Consider the following 17720-nt stretch of genomic DNA (forward strand, 5'->3'; position numbering starts at 1 on the left):
GTTTTTTATTCTATTTCAAAGAATTGAGCCATGCGGGGACATACCCTAACCGCTGGCGCAGCTGCGCTTCGTAGAGCGACAGCGGCTCGACGGCCGCGCCGTTGCTTTCGAGGTATTTCACCTGTTCGGCGCTCTCGTCGAAGGTGACCGCCGCGCCGTGGAATCCGACGATGATCGGCGGCATGGTCTTCCACCACTTGTCCGAGGAGAGCCACCACTTGAACGGTTCGGCCCCGAAATCGTGCGCCGCACGCGTGGCGTTCAGATTCCAGATCGTCAGGTCGCCCAGGTGGTTGGGCACGTTGGTTTCGTCGCCGCCGAAACGCCATTGCACGAATCCGCCCGTGCAACGGTCGACGAGCGTGGCGCGCGGCTGCCTGGAGTGCGACTCGAAGAAGGCGTCGTCACCCCACGTGTTGTTCCACAGCACGGCCCCCAGCGAGGTGTTCGACACACCCGAGGCGTGGTACTGTCCGGCGTTTTCGAAATACCCCGTGCTCGTATAGGGCGGCGAGACAGCCTGCCCGCGGCTGCGGTCGCAGACCTTGCCGATGAAGATGCGCGACGAGGACTGCGAGCGCACGCCCGAGTGGCCGCGGTTGCCGCTGATCTCGATGTCGTAGGCCGAGCAGTTGGCGCTCGACACGATCGACAACGCCTCGCTGACGCCCCTGAAATCGACGCGGCGAATCCACGAATCGGTCAGACGCATCATGTTGAGCGGCTTGTAGGCCCCGTCGTCCTCCCACGAAGCGTGGTGGCCGAAGTTCTCCTTCGAGCGGCCCTCGAACGTGAGGTCCTCGACGCCGACATGTTCATAATGGGGATACTTGCGGATTTTCCAGCCCCATTTGGCCTCCACGGCGTACATGATCGGTTCGGCGAAGGTCACGCGGTTGCCGCTTACGGAAGCCACCTGGTGATAGTCCTCGACCGTAATGGTCTGAATATCGGTCATGTTTCCCTCGACCCGGTGCGGCGCCAGCTCCTGCGCCACCAGCGTCGGGTCGTTGTTCGAAAGCGAAAGGCACACCCAGTCGCCCTTCCCGATGCCGGCCGCCGAAGCCACCTCCACCGAGAACGTGCCGCGTGCGGCGTCGCCCGTCACCGTCGTGAGGTCCGAAAGTCCCGAATTGTGCTTGATATTGATCATCATGGGCGACGACCACATCTGCTCCGAGTTGTTCGGCAGGTTGGGCGTGTCCATGACGAGCGTCGTCTTGCCGCGGCCCGCGCCCTTGAGCACGAAATAACCCCCGCGGATGAAAATCTCCTCGCTGCGGTTGTTCCCCTTCGAGTCGGTGTATTTCTGGTTGGCGGATGTTGGGTCCACCACGTTGTCGTCGTCGTTGTGGAGGACGAAACGCCCCTCGGGGAAATAGATCACCGCCCGGGCATTGGCATTCGCGAGGTTCGCCCCCGCATCGCTCCGCCCGGAGAGTTTCAGCTCCTTGAGCAACGCTGCCAACGCCCCGCGCGAGGACCTGACGCCCGTGGGATCGGCGCCGTAGTCGACGACGTTGTAAACCTTGTAGCCCAGTCCCCAGACATCGGCCGGAGCCTCCTCGCCGTGCTTGTAACCGGCATACGAATAATCGAGCAGGACGTTATCCGCAGTTCCGGCCTTAAAATTCCGCCATGCCAGAGCGGCGTTGGCATCCACCTGCTCGTCGAGCAGCGTCACGTTCAGCGTGACGAGTTTCCGGTATTTCCTGTCCGAATAGACCGTCACCGAGACCGCCGCCTGCTGCGAAGCGGCGTCGAACGTCGCGGGAGCCTTGACCGTCAGCGTCGTCTCGCCAAGCACGGCCGTCCAGCCCGCAGGAGCGTCGATCACCGCCTCGGCGACGTTGTTCTGCACGACCTCGAAGGCCCGGGTCTCCCCGAGGCGGAAAGTCTCGTTGTCGGAAGCCGTCACCGTCAGTCCGAAATCGTCGAAGACGGGAAGCGTGAGTTTTTCGCCGTCGAGCAGTTCGACCGCCAAAAGTCCGGTCGTCGCGTCGTAAGTCACCGACTTGAAAGCCGAACTGTAACTGACGACGACTTTATCCCCCAAGGCATTGACCGGCTGTCCGTTTTGCAAAAGCGGCGCGTAGGTCGCCCCGCCGTCGAGGCTCACGAGCCACTCCCCGTCGGCCGAAACCTTCAGCTGCGGGGTGACGCCCTCGGCGCCGGGCTTATGGTCGCCGCCCGAAACGGGCCATGCCGAAACGTACTCTCCGCCGACCTTCAGCCGCTCGGAAGTGGCTCCGCCGTCGAGGCTCACGGTCCAGTAGCCCTCGGCGTCGATGCCCATGACGGGAACCAGCGCCTCGATCTTCTCACCGAGGATGACGGGCAGCCGGGTTCCGTCGCTCAACTCGATCTCGTACCCCTTTGCGTTGGGTTCGATCCCGACGATGATCGTCGACTCGTCCATCAACTTGTGGAGCGCCACGATGGAGGTGTTCACGCTGCCGATCTTCGCCTCCAGCGCAATCACCCGGTCGCGCAGGCTCCCGATCTCGTCGCGGATGCCGTCGGTGTTCTCACACGATTGCAGCACAAAGGCCGAGGCCGCTGCAATCCACAAAAACAATTTATTCATATCCGATTGATTGTTAGTTATTCGTATCATAGGGAACCACGTCGGACAAGACGCCCTCGCGGAACCACACGTCGTCGTTGTCGCGCAGCAACACAGCCAGTTCGCGGCACAGCGCGGCGAACAGCGCGGGATGCTCCTCCGGCGCGAGGTTGTGCAGCTGGTAGGGATCGGCCGCATCGTCGAACATCAGCACGCGTTCGAGCGTCCCGTCGCGGCCGATGCGCAGCTCCATCGTATGCGTTGCGGTCTTCACGCCGCGCGCCTGGGCGAAGAAACCGCGGACCAGGCCGTCGGCATCGCGCCCGCCGTCGAGGTTGCGCATGTAAAGGGCAGCGCGCGGGCGTTCGGGCTGCACGGCGTCCTGCCGCAGCACGGCCGAGTAGTCTCGCCCCTCGACTCTCACGGGAATCCGCTCTCCGAGGCCCGCCAGCCCCAGCAGCGTCGGCATGATGTCGGGCGTCGAGAGCAGCAGGTCATCCACACGGTGCGGCACCCGCCCCGGATAGCGCACCAGAAAGGGAATGTTCAGCGACTCGCGCCAGATCGAGTTCTTGGGGTCGTCGGTCGAATGGCTGGTCATCGTCTCGCCGTGGTCCGAAGCGAAGACCACGATCGTGTTCTCCGTAAGCCCCGCCCTGTCCAGTGCAGCGAGCAGGCGGCCGAACTCACGGTCGATACCGCTCACGTTGGCGAAATAGTAACGCACGGCGGCGGCCTTGGCCATCGTCGTGTCGGCGTTGTCGCGCACAAGCAGTTCGGTCAGCGACTTGTCCTTGTAACGTTCATACCCCTCCAGGTCGCAGTCGTCGGTCGAAGCGTAGGGCGAATGCGGCGGATTCATGCCGATCATCATCAGGAACGGTTTTTCGGGATCGCGCACGCCGCCCTTGTTTTCGATATATTCGATGGCTTTCGAAACTTCGTGCCGCGGCGACCACTCGTCGACATCGTGACGGTTGCCGTCGGTATCCCAGTAATGGGGATGCTTGTGCACGTCGTAGGTGCCGTAGGAGTACCAGTAGTTGAACCCGTGGCGGCGTTCGGGCGGCGTGTAGGCGTCCCACTCGGGAACGGCGTCGCTGACGTAGGTTCCCGGACGCTGGGGGTTGTTCTTCGTCGGGAAGTCGGCGTGCAGCTTGCCGATGTAGGCGCAGTCGTAGCCCGCCGCCGAGAAGACGTCGCCGATACACTCGGCGTCCTCGCGCAGCGAACTTTCGGGACGCTCCGACATGCAGTTCAGCACCACGCCGTTCCGCTCGGGATACATGCCCGAAAGCAACATGCCCCGGTGGGGGCTGCTCACGGGGAAATTGCTCACCGCCTCGGTCAGCACCGTGGCTTCGCGGGCGAAGCGGTCGAGGTTGGGCGTTGCGACCGGATCGCCCTTCCACCCCACCTCGGCGGCGAACTCCGGATCGCTCCAGAACCCCAGCGAGGAGTTGCGATACTGGTCCGGAAATACGTAGATCACGTTGGGGCGCCCAGCCTCCGACTGCCCGCAGGCCGTCAGGGCGAGGCCCGCAAACGGAATTGCAATTCTAATTTTCAACATCGTGTCTTATTTCATTTCAATCAGGTTCACTTCGCGCGTCGCACCTTCGCGGCACGTGAAGATCAAAGCGGTGTTTTCGCCCGCGGGTTCGATCCGGCACTCTGGCCTATCGTCTGCGGACTGCCAGCGGCCGCGGATCACGACCTCCAGCTGCGACTCTCCCGAGGGATTGTCAATCCACTTGCGGGAGTAGACGCTCCGCTCGGCGCGCCTGCCGTCGGCATCGAACACCTCGTCGCTCGGCCCCTCGTAGAAACGCAGGTCGGGGTCCGCAGCGCTCACCGTCAGCCCTTCGCCATCCCCGCCGATCATCACCAGCGAAGGCAGCGAAACGCTTTCCAGCAACCCCTCGCCCACCTTACCGGCCGCAAAAAGGGCATAGCCCGTAATGCCCGACGGCCTGTCGCGCAGGATATGCGCCGAGGCGTCGCGGCGCAGCACCTCGTAGGGAAGTTCCCGCGCGTAGCGGGCCGCCTCTTCGTCCGAAGCGTGCACGGCCAGCATGTATTCGTACCCGCCGCCGCTGACGGACCCGCTGCCGTGATCTATCCACGCCGTTGCGAAATTGTTCTGCGTCGGGGCGTCGGTCTCCTCGTCGAGCGAACGCTGAAGTGATTTCGAAACGACTACCCTACCTTTCGGCACGAAGTAAGCGTTGCGCAGGTTGTCGCGCAGGACGGCGCCGCCCGCAAGTTCGGCCCGGTAGGGGAACTGCGTCACCGCCTCGCCGTTCACGACGAGCGGATCGGCCGCGTCCGCCAGAAAATTCTGGAACAGCGTCGTATGCACACCGCCCTCGGCCTTGTTTTCGATGTCGGAACCCATACAGACGATGCGGTTGTCGAAGAAAAACCACGACTTGCGCGCCCGCAGCGAACCGTTGTATTTGTCGTGCTCGTGGAGTTCCATCGCGAACACCCCGTCGCGGCCCCTGTGGCTGACGCCTCCGGCGAAGGCCTCGTCGGAGAGGAGCATCTCCTCGTAGCCCGACGCGGTGTCGACGTTCCGGATATCGGCCTTCATCCGCTCCATCGGGATTTTGAGCGCCGTCGTCCCGGGAATGTGCCGCCAGTCCCAGCCCTCCTGCCGGAACCCGCTGCCGAAGGCGCTCACGGGATCGCCGTCTGCAAGCAGCTGCATGCTGCCGTGCGTCAGGTAGCGGCCGTAGTGGTTGGCTCCCTGGTAAATCTCCGCCGACCAGAGATAGCGGCTGTGGCCCGCGACGGTCACCAGCCAGTCGGCGCGCCGGTGCGACACCGAGGCATTGTAGCCGTAGACGCGGTTCCCCGCAGGCGAAGGTTCGGGAGCGAAGCCCTTTTCGGCGAACAGCCGCGTATAAGCGTCTTTTCCTTTGGCCACGCGCAGGTAGGCGGCGGCCAGCTCCGGGTCGATCTCCCCGCGGCCGTCGGGCGTACCCGCGACGGCCAGCCGGGCATAATGCCACGGGACCAGTTCGCCGCGGCCGTCGGGATGACGGCCCGAAAGGGCCAGCGGAAACGACCGCAGATTGCAGTAGAAGCGCATTTCGAGCAGCGCGCGTTTCAGAACGGCATGGCTTTCGGCGCTCACCGCGAACTGCGTCTTCGACAACAGCCACACGGCATTCACGGCCCCGCCGCTGAACCCGTCCACGGCATAGGCCGGGTAGTGACGCCGGTGGTGGAAGACCGTGCCGTCGCTCTTGAAGCAGGGCCCGGTCCCCTCGGTGACCTTATATCCGTTGTCGACCCAGCGGGAGAACGCCTCCAGCCAGGCCGCTTTCACCGGGGTGTCCGGGAGCATCACGATGCTCGCCAGACGGCCGACGAGCGAGGTGTTGAACGCGTCGATGTCCATCCCCGGCTCCGCCGGCGGAAGTTTCACCTCGCCCACGCCCGAAAACCACTCCATAGCCTGCTGCACGTCGTGTTCCAGCCCGGCGCGACGCAGCACGTCGCGCATGATGACGGGAGCCGTGTAAAAATTGCGCATGCTGTACCCCAGGTGGTGCAGGGTTCCCTGCGCACTTCCCGCGGCGAAGCCCTGATCCAGAAGATGCCGCGTCAGCAGCACATACATCCGCTCCAGCTCCGCCCGCTCGGCGGCGTCCGCAGCGGCATCGTGGGCCACGGCGACCTGGAACAGGAAGTCGTTGTATTTGCGCAGCGTCTGGCCGTTGTCGTTGAACAGTTTGCCGACATCGGGATGGCCCAGATTGATATAGGTCTCGGCATAGCGCACGAACCAGATCGGCTTGCCCCGAAGCGTCCCGTCGGAATTTTCCGCAATGCCGTATGCGTCGAAGCGTTTGCGCAGGGTCTTCATCGCCATCGGCTTCCGGCCTTCGAGCAGCAGTTCGCGCAGACGCCGTTCGACGGTCGCCATATCGCGCCGCTCCCCCTCACCGACCGCGGCGGGGAGTGCGGGCATCGGATTGCGCCACGATTGCAGCAGCGTGAGCCAGTGGCTCGTGGTCGCGGCGTTGATGAACGGCGCCTGGAAATCGGCCGTATGGTGCCGCACGTCCTGAAACGAGGAGAGAATCAGGTGGTCGAAATACAACTCGCCCCGTTCGACGCCCTCCGCCGTGACGACCAGCTCGTCCATCCCCTCCTCGGGCCGGCCCTGCATGTCGCGGTCGAAAGCCACCCATGCCCCGCGCCAGCCGGTGAACTCCAGTCCGTAGTCGAACCACGCGCAGGTGCGCCCCTCCTTGCGGAACTCGAAACGCAGTTTCCCGTCGAGCGCCTTCGGGGCGTAGACCCAGAACACGAAGGTCGAAACGGAGGTCTCCCTGGGATTGGGATTTTCCGACAGATAACCCACCGGGGATTCGATGCACACCCGGGCGCCCGCCCGCGACCATTGCCAGCGGAGCGCGTGCGCGCCGTGCTTGTAATGGTCGCCCGAGACGGACAGCGACGAGCCTTCCGACGCCGTGAAAGGCGCCGCAGACTCCTCAAACGAAAGAATCCGCGCATCGGCGACCTCCCGCACCGACTGCGCCGGTGCGGCCCACGACCACACCGACGCAGCGGCGAGAAACAACAGTTTATACATGGGCGTCCGGTTTAAAACAAAGGTTCGCCCGCCTCCAAGCGGCCCTTGCGGATCAGCGCCTCAAGGAAATAGTAATCTGCGTAGTTCAGCGGCACGTCGATATTGCTGCCGTGCGGGATGCTGCCCACGGAGTGCATCAGCAGGAACCCACCGTTGCCGCCCACCGGAGCGCGGTAGGCCGGCGACGAGAGCGACTCGACGATCCGGTCGGCCTTCTGCTTATACAGCCCGTCCCCCGTATAGGTGTACATTTCGTAGAACGCCGAAGCGATGATGGCCGCCGTCGAGACGTCGCGCGGTTCATTGGGAATGTTCGGCGCATCGTAGTCCCAGTAGGGAACCAGGTCGGCGGGCATGTTCTTGTCGCCCAGCATGAAACCGGCCACCTTCCGCGCATGGTCGAGGTAGCGTTTGTCGCCCGTGTAACGGTAGCAGGCCGTATAGCCGTAGACGGCCCATGCCTGTCCGCGCGCCCACGCCGAGTCGTCGGCATAGCCCTGCGCCGTGCAGCGTCCGCGCACGTCGCCCGTCGTCAGGTCGTAGTCCACGACGTGATAACAGCTGTAATCGTCGCGGAAGTGCTCCTTCATCGTTCGGTCGGCATGCTTCACCGCGATATTATAATAGGTGCTGTCGCCCGAAAACTCCGTGGCCTTGAACATCAGTTCGAGATTCATCATGTTGTCGATGATCACCGGGCACTGCCAGCCGCGCTCGCCCTGCCAGCCGCGGTCGGCGTCCCACGACTGGATGACGCCCGGCACCGGCCGGAAACGCGTCGCGAGCGACTTGGCCGTCTGGACGATCACATCCTCGTAGCCGGGTATGTTTTTCAGCCGCAGTCCGTTGCCGTAGCTGTCGTAGACCATGAAGCCCACGTCGTGATGCCATTGCAGGTACTGCACCGAATCGAGGATCTCGGTATGCTTCCGTGCGCGCGCGGCCCATGCCTCGTCGCCCGTCAGTTCGTACATGTACCACAGCGTCCCGGCGAAGAAACCGCTCACCCAGTCGTCGACGGGCACGTAGTCGATCCGCCCGTTCTTCCAGGTCGAGGGGATGCGGATCACACCGCCCGTCTCGCTCGAATCGGCCAGCATGCCGATCTGCTTTTCGGCGACGGCGATGTTTTCGTCAATGATCGAAGCGCGCTTCGAAGGCTGCGAGCAGGCGGCAGCCCCTGCCAGGAGGAGCGCGACGGTCGCATATTTAAATAAGGTCTTCATAAATTAGGTGATTAACATGATTATTTTGGTTAACCAAACCAGCTTTTCGGACAAAGGTAAAGTTTTTTTCGGACATGCAACATATTTTAATAACATTTTCCGATGAATGTAAAATTTTTATTATTTTCTCTTTGAAAAATTTTGGCGAACCAATTTCTTTGTTTATTTTTGACCAAATATGAATCTATGAAAAATATATTAAAACACGCTGTACCAGCGATTTGGATACTATTCGGCACGCTTTGGGGCCAGCATGCCGCTGCGGCAATCGACGCCAAAATCAGTTTCGAAACGGAAATTCCCAAGGCTTTCGTATGCGGCGAAAACAGCACGGCCGAATTGAGCGGCCTCCACTACAAGGACGGGAGCCGTTCGCTGCGCTGGTCGTGGAGCGCGCCGTCGACGCTCCGCTTCAACGACTTCGGACAGCTGATGCGCTCGCTGCGGGTCAAGGGCGCGGGCGTCATGCTCTGGATCTACAACCCCAGGGCCGTCGACGCCGACATGCGGTTCTCGTTCGAGACGCCCACCGGCGAAGTCCCCTACCGGTTCGATTTCCACATGGATTTCACGGGCTGGCGCGCCTGCTGGATCAAGTACAACGACATGCCGGGCGACCACGCCTCGCAGCAGGTATCCCGGCTGACAATCTCGACGCCCGCCGGGGTCGAAAGCGGCGAACTGTTCCTCGACCGCCTGACCTTCTCCGAGGTCAAGCTCCACGACCAGATCACCCCCGACAAGCAGATTCCCGGCAACAACTGCAATCTCTCTCGCGAATTGTGGCACTGGGCGCGCCTCTGGGAGTGGGAGCAGTACGAATACGAAGAGCCGCTGCGCGACGTCACGCCCGCGGAAAAGGCCCAGCTCGACGCCGTGAAATCGCGCATCGAAAGCATCGTCGCGGCCAACATGTCGAGCGCCAACTACATCAACGGCACGATCATCCCGCGCGCCCGGGCGACCTTCGAAAAGGCCGCGATCCGCCGCACCGACGACGGCGGGATCATCGGCGCCCCGCTGCTCTCGAACGACGAGTGCAACCGCCCGAAAGGCGAACTGCGCCTGGACGACATCGAGAACATGCTCAACGCCTTCGCGCTGAACAGCCATATCAACAACGATCCGAAATACGACGACGATTTCTTTCTGGTGATGGACCACGCCATCGACCAGGGCTTCGCCTTCGGCCACGGCAACGGAACCAACCACCACTACGGCTACAACATACGCAAGATCTACGACGCCATGTGGCTCATGCGCGACAAGATCGCCGCACGCGGCAAGACCGACGAATACGTCAAGGTGCTGGCCTACTGGAGCGGCCTGGCGGAGACCCGCAAACCCTACGTCTACGGCCGCGACGAGCTGCTCGACTCGTGGCACACGCTGCTCATCCCCAAGATCGTCAGCGCGCTGATGCTGCCTGACGAGGCCGAACAGTACCGCGCCATGAAGAGCCTCGGCGTATGGCTCTCGGGGAGCCTCGGCTTCACGCCGGGCACCATCGGCGGCATCAAGCCCGACGGCACGACCTTCCACCACGGCGGCTTCTACCCCGCCTACTCGACCGGCGCGTTCGCCATGATCGGCTACTTCTGCAAAGCAACCCGGGGAACGGATTTCACCCTCTCGGAGCAGGCGCGCCGCAACTTCAAGCTGGCGCTGATGACCATGGCCAGCTACACCGATCTGCGCGACTGGGGACTCGGCCTGGCCGGCCGCCATCCCTTCGGCAAGAACGGCCGCATCCCCGACGCCGACGTCAACGCATTCGGTTATCTGGCCGCGCTGGGCGACCTGACGGGCAGCGGCAAGGGCGCGGACCCCGAACTGGCGGGCGCCTACCTGCGCCTGAAAGGCACGGACAAGGAGTTGAACAGCCTCTTCAGGAAAGAGGGGATTTCGGCGGGTCCCACGCCCTCGGGATTCTTCGTCTATAACTACGGGGCCGCGGGCATCCACCGCCGCGGCGACTGGATGGTGACGCTCAAAGCATTCAACACCGATGTCTGGGGATCGGAGATTTATACCAAGGACAACCGCTACGGACGCTACCAGAGCTACGGTTCCGCGCCGATCATCGGTTCGGGCAATCCCGTCTCGGCCGCGGCGAGCGGATTCGTGCAGGAGGGCTGGGACTGGAACCGCGTGCCGGGCGCCACGACCATCCATCTGCCCTACCCCGAACTGGAAAGCCCGCTGCCGGGGACGCTCATGGAGCGCAACCCCGAGCGCTTCTCGGGCGCCTCGTCGCTCGAAGGCCGCAACGGCATACTGGCCCTGCATTTCGTCGAAAAGGACCGCAAGAACTTCACCCCCGGGGCCACGGCATACAAATCCGTCTTCTGCTTCGACAACCGGATGGTCTTCCTCGGCAGCGGCATCGACAACGACAACCAGGCATACCCCACCGAAACGACGCTTTTCCAGCTGCGGATGGACAGCCCGGCCGAACAGATAGAAGTCGACGGCGAGCTTTACGACGCTTTCCCGCTCAACCTTTCCAAGGGAGGCGAGCGGCTGGCGCTCTCCGACACGAAGGGCAATTTCTACGTGGTGAAGAACGCCGCAGCGGTGAACATCACCAAAAAGGAGCAGACCTCGCCCAACGACAAGACCCGCGCACCCCAGACGGGCAACTTCGCCACGGCCTGGATCGACCACGGCCGCGCCCCCAAGCAGGCCGCCTACGAATATGCGGTCTACATCCAGCCCACGAACAAGGAGATCACGCGCCTGATCAAGAAAGACGGCTACGAAGTGCTGCGCCGGGACAACACGGCCCACGTCGTGAAGGACCTCGCCACGGGCATCACGGGCTACGTCTGCTTCGGGGAATACACGGGCCAGGGGCTTGTGCGCAAAGCGACCGGAGAGTCGATCGTCATGGAGCGCACCGACACGGACGGACAGGTCGTGATGAGCGTCTGCACGCCCGACCTCGGCCTCACGGAGAAGACCTACACCACGCGTCAGGAGAGCCGCCCCATCGAAAAAGAGGTGCTTTTGGACGGCGCATGGGAGCTTGCCGCACAATATCCCGGCGTGGAGGCCGTTTCCCACGACACCGGAACGCTGCTGAAGATAACCTGCCGCCACGGACAGCCCGTGGAGTTCCGGCTCAAGAAGAAATAACCATTTTCACCCACAACCTGATTTATTTATGAAAAAAGCACTTAAACGCATGGCCGCGGCAGCGCTGGTGACCCTATCGGTACTCCGGGGGGGGGACGCCTTTGCGCAGAACGCCGTGGACGGACGCGTGGTTGACGCCAACGGTGCACCGCTGGTGGGCGTAACCGTCCTGATCAAGGGGACGCAGTCGGGAACGGCCACGGGCGCCAACGGCAGCTACTCGATCAAGGCCCGGGAGGACCAGACGCTGGTCTTCTCCTATCTGGGCTACACGACCGTCGAGGAGTATGTCGGCAAACGCACGGCGATCAACGTCAAGATGACCGAAGAGGCGTCGCAGATCGGCGCCGTCGAGATCGTCAACATCGGCTACGGAACCACCACGCGGCGCGACCTCACCGGCTCGGTGGCCAAGGCCGACCTGGGAACGATGATGAAGGCCAACGTCACCAACTTCGACCAGGCGCTGGGCGGACGCATCGCCGGCGTGGTCGTCACCACGGGCGACGGCTCGCTGGGCGCCGAAGCCAATATCACCATCCGCGGAAACAACTCGCTCACGCAGAGCAACGCCCCGCTCTACATCATCGACGGATTCCCGTCCGAAGGGTCGTTCGCCGCGTCGATCAACCCCGCCGACATCGAGTCGATCGACGTGCTGAAAGACGCTTCGGCGACCGCCATCTACGGAGCGCGCGGAGCCAACGGCGTCATCGTGATCAACACCAAACGCGGCAACGAGGGCAAGCCCACGGTGAACTTCAGCGCCTCGTTCTCCCTGAACAAGATCGCCAACAAGGCCGACCTGATGGACTCCTACGAATTCGTCCGGCTTCAGAGCGAACTGATCAGCGAGGAGACGATGAACAAGAGCTATTTCAGCGAGGGACTGACGCTCGACGACTACCGCCACATCCCGGGCATCGACTGGCAGGACCAGCTCTACCGCACGGCTTTCCAGCAGAACTACAACGTCTCGCTCTCGGGCGGCAACAAGGAGGGGCTGCGCTACAACGTGGGCTTCTCGGCGCTCGACCAGGACGGCATCATCATCCGTTCGAACTTCCAGCGCTACCAGGGCAAGGCCAACTTCACGCTGCCCATCTCGAAAAAACTCACGCTGAACGCCAACGCCAACTATTCGCGCACGGCGACCAACGGCGTGACCCCCACCACGGCGCAGACCACCTCGTCGTCGTCGGGCTGGCTGATGTACTCGGTCTGGGGCTACCGCCCCGTAACGCCTCCCGGGCAGGACATCCTCGACTCGATGCTCGACGAAGCCGTAGACGGATCGAACGACTACCGCTTCAACCCGGTGAAGACCGCCAAGAACGAATACCGCAAGACGCTGGTGGACTACCTCAACGCCAACCTGGCGCTGACGTGGAAGATCACCCCCGACCTGACGTTCAAGACCACGGGCGGCTACGTCCTGAACAAACGCCGCCGCGAGGAGTTCAACGGCAGCGAGACCTACACGGGCTACGCCGGCTCGCCCAGCGGCAAGGGCGTCAACGGCGCCATCTACTGGACCGACCAGACGAGCTGGTCGAACGAAAACACGCTCAACTACAAGAAGCGCCTGGGGCGCAGCCATAACCTCGACCTGATGGCGGGACTCTCGCTCCAGGGGCAGAAGAACACCTACGACGGCGTTGCGTCGACGCAGATCACCTCCGAGGAGCTGGGCATCGCGGGCATCCACACGGGCAACTACCAGAAGGTCCAGAGCAACTACTACGACTGGCGGATGATGTCGGCCTTCCTGCGCGCCAACTACAATTTCCGCTACAAATACTACCTGACCTTCTCATTCCGCGCCGACGGCTCGTCGAAATTCCCCTCCGACAACCGCTGGGGCTACTTCCCCTCGGCCGGCCTTTCGTGGAACTTCAACCGCGAGAATCTGCTGAAGAAGAGCGAGTGGATGAGCAACGGCAAGCTGCGCCTCTCGTGGGGCCTGACGGGCAACAACCGCACGCAGACCCCCTACGACTTCTATTCGCAGATCACCGTCAACCCGGGTTCGGGCAACTCGCTCGACTATGTGTTCGGCGGCGAGCGCGTGCCGGGCTACTACGTCTCGAACATGGCCAACGAGCGGCTCAAGTGGGAGACCACCGAGCAGTGGAACGCGGGTCTCGACCTCGGGTTCTTCGAGGACCGCATCAAGGTGACGACCGACTGGTACGACAAGGTGACGCGCGACCTGCTGCTCTACGCCCTGCTGCCCGCCTCGTCGGGCTTCGAGCAGGGGATGCTCAACATCGGCAAGATCCGCAACCGCGGCTTCGAGCTGACGCTCGAAACGGTGAACGTCAAGACCCGTCAGTTCCAGTGGTCCACGTCGTTCAACATCGCCTTCAACCGCAACCGGATTCTCGGGCTGGTCGACGGACAGAACACGCTCCAGAGTTCCGTATCGTGGGAGACGCGCTTCAACTCGCAGTTCCCCTACATCTCGCAGGTGGGCAAGCCCACGGGCATGATGTACGGCTTCATCTACGACGGGACCTACAAGGCCGAGGATTTCGACGACAAGGGCAACCTCGTCAGCGGCGTTCCCTCGTTCAAGGGCAACGCGATGCAGCCGGGCGACATGAAATACCGCGACATGAACGGCGACGGCGTCATCGACGACTACGACCGCACGATCATCGGCTGCGGACAGCCCCTCAACACGGGCGGCTTCGGCAACAACTTCAACTGGAAGAATTTCGACCTGAACATCTTCTTCGCGTGGAGCTACGGCAACGACGTGCTGAACGCCAACCGGCTGGTCTTCGAATCGGGATGGAGGAGCCAGACCAACCAGCTGGCCTCCTACGCCGACCGCTGGTCGCCGGAGAATCCCGCGTCGAACATTCCGCGCGTGAACGCCGTCGGCCGCGAGGAGTACTCGTCGCGCGTGATCGAGGACGGTTCGTTCCTGCGGCTGAAGAACGTCTCGCTGGGCTACACGCTGCCGAGCCGTTCGCTGCGCAAGGCGGGCATCAGCCAGATGCGCGTCTACGTCTCGGCCGACAACATCTGGACCCTGACGGGTTACAGCGGTCCCGACCCCGAGGTATCGACCCGCAACTCGGTGCTGACGCCCGGATTCGACTGGTCGGCATATCCCCGCGCATTCGGCTTCACGGCCGGCGTAAACCTCACATTCTAACGGTTTAAACGCAACATTACGCCATGAAAATCAAAAGCATATTGAAACTGGGAACGCTGGCGCTGCTCACCGCCGCCCTTCCGGCGTGCAGCTTCCTCGACACCGATCCGCAGATCATCCCCGACGACGGCTACTACAACAGCGAACAAAAGCTGATCTACGGTCTGGCGGGCGTCTACGGCGTGCTGAACAGCGAAGCGCTCTACGGCAACTACTACTCGCTGCAAATCGCCAACGCCGACGACCTCTGCTACTTCAACAACTACAACAACAGCGAATCGCGTCCCGACCGCTACAACCACAGCGCCGGCACGGCGGCGATCTACGACACCTGGTCGAAGCTCTACGAAGGCATCAAGAACGCCAACCGCTACATCGAGGCCGTCGAAAAGACGGAGATCGACCCCGGGAAACTTTCGGTGGACATCGGGCTTTACATCGCCGAAGCGCGGTTCCTGCGCGCCTACTACCACTTCCTGCTGGCGCAGGCGTGGGGCGATGTGCCCCTGCGCGTCAAAGCGACCACCTCGCCCAACCCCAACGACGTGCAGATGGCCGCAACGCCGCAGGAGCAGGTGCTCAAATGGTGCGCCGACGAGATCGAAGCCACGATTCCCGACCTCTACGAGCCCATCGACAACACCCCCTCGCGCGTCAGCCAGACCGTCGCCCAGGGCATTCTGGCCCGCGTCTATCTCTTCATGGCCGGCGAGAGCGTCAAGCAGATCGACGGACTGGATAAAAAGGAGATGTACCGCCGCGCCGCCTACTGGGCCAACGAGGTGATCGCCTCGCACAAGCACGACCTGAACGAGAGCTACGAGGAGATCTTCATCAACATGATCCGCGACCAGTACGACACGCAGTTCCACGAATCAATGTGGGAGGCCGAATTCCTCGGCGACCGCACCAGTGCGACCGACTGGACGAACGGCCGCATCGGCGACCTGATCGGTCTGCGGTCGCAGTCGGGAACGACCAACTACTCGGAGTGGGCCTGCAACTACTCCTACGGCTACTACAACGGCTCCTACACCCTCTGGCAGCTCTACTGGGAGAACGACCGCACGGCAGACGAAACGGCCAGCGCCACGGTCATCGACAAGCGGCTGACTTGGAACCTGCCGGGCTACAACTACCGCGGAATGAACAACCAGAAAATCTCGTACAAGAACAAGGCGGGCGAGACCGTGACGCGCTACTTGCAACAGACGCAGAGCATGTTCAAGACGCCGTGGGTCTACAACAACAATTTCGCCATGCCCGACATCGAGGGGCTGGACCAGACGATCGAGGACGCGTTTGACCCCGCCGATCTGGTTTACGACCCGACGGTGATGTGCGCCGTCCGCAACGCCGGCAAATGGCGCCGCGAGACGGTCTACGAGAAACAGATGTCGGCCAAGAGCCTCTACACGACGATCAACTTTCCGATCCTTCGCTACGCCGACGTGCTGCTGATGTACGCCGAGGCGATCAACGAATACGCCGGGGCGCCGGACGACCAGGCCAAGGAGGCCATCCGGGAAATCCGCAAACGCGCGGGCGTCAAGACCGACGAGAGCCTGCTGGGCGACTACCGTTCGTTCCGCGACCTGGTGCGCAACGAGCGCGGACGCGAACTGGCTTTCGAGGGGCTTCGCAAGTGGGACCTGATCCGCTGGGGCACGTTCGTCGAGAAGATGCACAACGCCGGGACCAACCAGCCGACGGAGAACAAGTACCGCAACGTCAGCTATACGAACTATGCGTCGGCGAACTACGCCAACGTGACGGCACACCACATCTACCTCCCGATTCCGACCAAGGAGCTGGCGGTGAACCACGCGCTCCGACAGAACCCCTTATGGTAAAACGCTTAATTGCAGAGCATACGATGAATACGAAACGAATCACATACCTCGCGGCGACGCTGGCCCTCGCAACCGCGGCAGCCTCATGCGAACACGAAGAGATCTACGAGCCGCTGGAGTTCTCGGTGCAGCTGGCGCCGACGAACACCTACCGCACGGGCGACCCGGTGGTCTTCAACTTCAGCGGCAACGCCGACTTCATCACCGTCTGGACGGGCGACACGGGACACGAGTACAAGCACCGCAACCGCACGAAGGTCGACATCGCCGACATCGAGTCGTGCGAACTGGAGATCGAGATCAGCCAGCAGTACGGCACGCTGAACAACCTCGTCCTGTTTGCGGGCAACAAATTCGCGGGGCTGAACGGCAGCGACGCCGCCACCGACCGCCCCGTGGTCGAAGCCATCGCGGCGAACGACTGCGCCGACTGGACCAAACTGGAGTTCACGCCGAACAACGCGAACAAGTTCGAAACCTACACCTACGACATCACCCGGTTCGCCGACCGTTTTTCGTGGGGCATGCACCTTTTCTATCCGGACCCCAAGACCACGATGCGCACCTATCGGATCAATCCGAAGATCACGGTCAAGTTCAAGGGCCACGACACGCAGGTCTACAACTACCCGGACATGGAATTCGTCCCCTTCTCGCTGGCTTCGCAGCACGCCGACAACCCCTATATCCATAATGTATCGGGCAACGGCAACCTGAAATTCCAGGGCCGGCCGGGAGCGAACAACACCGCCAATATCGTCTTCCAGGGCTTCAGCGCCGGAGCTTTCCCCGAGATCGACCAGTGGGCCTTCATGCAGCCCGTCGCGCTCAACACGATCTCGCCCGACACGGGCCTGAACATCAAGGGCGTGACCGACGACCTGCCGAGCTACTCGTACACCTACACCGAGCCGGGGACCTACACGGTGACCTTCATCGTCGCCGGCGGCAACTACCAGGGACAGTCGGCGCCCGCTCCCTACGAGGTGACGTTCACGGTGATCGACCCGATCGAATAACCCGTCCGAAAGTTTTCGCAAGCCCGCCCTTCAGCAAGAAAGGCGGGCTTTTTCACAATATCCGGTTGCATTTCTGCGTTTTTTCCAGTAACTTTGGAGGTGAAACTTAACCTTTAACAACCAAAACCGAAACAACCTCA

General features: G+C 62.3%; 8 protein-coding genes. 4 read left to right on the forward strand and 4 right to left on the reverse strand.

Translation table 11 applies throughout. From position 1 onward, the window contains the following. Positions 1 to 10: 10 nt before the first annotated feature. The 4 genes from BHV64_RS03710 to BHV64_RS03725 are packed head-to-tail and all read right to left on the reverse strand — an operon-like array spanning position 11 to position 8404. The gene (locus BHV64_RS03710; protein WP_168949574.1) at positions 11 to 2587 is read right to left on the reverse strand and encodes a DUF4955 domain-containing protein; all 2577 of its coding nucleotides are present in this window, start codon (positions 2585 to 2587) and stop codon (positions 11 to 13) included. A 13-nt stretch (positions 2588 to 2600) separates the two neighbouring features. Continuing rightward, positions 2601 to 4139, reverse strand: a complete 1539-nt coding sequence (locus tag BHV64_RS03715) for a sulfatase family protein (RefSeq protein ID WP_288115569.1) — start codon at positions 4137 to 4139, stop codon at positions 2601 to 2603. Between the two features lie 6 nt (positions 4140 to 4145). Further along, positions 4146 to 7178 carry a chondroitinase family polysaccharide lyase gene (locus tag BHV64_RS03720; protein WP_288115570.1) on the reverse strand — a complete coding sequence of 1011 codons (3033 nt, stop codon included), beginning with the start codon at positions 7176 to 7178 and terminating at the stop codon, positions 4146 to 4148. An 11-nt stretch (positions 7179 to 7189) separates the two neighbouring features. Beyond that, a complete protein-coding gene (locus BHV64_RS03725) occupies positions 7190 to 8404 on the reverse strand; it encodes a glucuronyl hydrolase (protein ID WP_288115571.1) in 1215 nt (404 codons plus the stop codon). Between the two features lie 186 nt (positions 8405 to 8590). On the opposite strand from BHV64_RS03725, the gene BHV64_RS03730 reads away from it, so the two are divergent. The 4 genes from BHV64_RS03730 to BHV64_RS03745 are packed head-to-tail and all read left to right on the forward strand — an operon-like array spanning position 8591 to position 17580. After that, positions 8591 to 11542 carry a chondroitinase family polysaccharide lyase gene (locus tag BHV64_RS03730; RefSeq protein ID WP_195525711.1) on the forward strand — a complete coding sequence of 984 codons (2952 nt, stop codon included), beginning with the start codon at positions 8591 to 8593 and terminating at the stop codon, positions 11540 to 11542. A gap of 28 nt (positions 11543 to 11570) precedes the next feature. Continuing rightward, complete coding sequence (locus tag BHV64_RS03735) at positions 11571 to 14708, forward strand: SusC/RagA family TonB-linked outer membrane protein (protein ID WP_288115572.1); 3138 nt, start codon at positions 11571 to 11573, stop codon at positions 14706 to 14708. 23 nt (positions 14709 to 14731) lie between these two features. Beyond that, entirely contained in the window at positions 14732 to 16561 is a 1830-nt protein-coding gene (locus BHV64_RS03740; protein ID WP_288115573.1) for a RagB/SusD family nutrient uptake outer membrane protein, read from the forward strand. 23 nt (positions 16562 to 16584) lie between these two features. Next, the gene (locus tag BHV64_RS03745) at positions 16585 to 17580 is read left to right on the forward strand and encodes a DUF5017 domain-containing protein (protein WP_022062216.1); all 996 of its coding nucleotides are present in this window, start codon (positions 16585 to 16587) and stop codon (positions 17578 to 17580) included. Positions 17581 to 17720: the final 140 nt, after the last annotated feature.

The organism is Alistipes sp. 56_sp_Nov_56_25 (assembly GCF_001915285.1).
Taxonomy (GTDB): domain Bacteria; phylum Bacteroidota; class Bacteroidia; order Bacteroidales; family Rikenellaceae; genus Alistipes; species Alistipes shahii.

What these genes read in the sequence shown, in the direction of transcription:
- BHV64_RS03710 (WP_168949574.1), bottom strand. Translation starts at nt 2,587, where the DNA reads ATGAATAAATTGTTTTTGTGGATTGCAGCGGCCTCGGCCTTTGTGCTG.
- BHV64_RS03715 (WP_288115569.1), bottom strand. Translation starts at nt 4,139, where the DNA reads ATGTTGAAAATTAGAATTGCAATTCCGTTTGCGGGCCTCGCCCTGACG.
- BHV64_RS03720 (WP_288115570.1), bottom strand. Translation starts at nt 7,178, where the DNA reads ATGTATAAACTGTTGTTTCTCGCCGCTGCGTCGGTGTGGTCGTGGGCC.
- BHV64_RS03725 (WP_288115571.1), bottom strand. Translation starts at nt 8,404, where the DNA reads ATGAAGACCTTATTTAAATATGCGACCGTCGCGCTCCTCCTGGCAGGG.
- BHV64_RS03730 (WP_195525711.1), top strand. Translation starts at nt 8,591, where the DNA reads ATGAAAAATATATTAAAACACGCTGTACCAGCGATTTGGATACTATTC.
- BHV64_RS03735 (WP_288115572.1), top strand. Translation starts at nt 11,571, where the DNA reads ATGAAAAAAGCACTTAAACGCATGGCCGCGGCAGCGCTGGTGACCCTA.
- BHV64_RS03740 (WP_288115573.1), top strand. Translation starts at nt 14,732, where the DNA reads ATGAAAATCAAAAGCATATTGAAACTGGGAACGCTGGCGCTGCTCACC.
- BHV64_RS03745 (WP_022062216.1), top strand. Translation starts at nt 16,585, where the DNA reads ATGAATACGAAACGAATCACATACCTCGCGGCGACGCTGGCCCTCGCA.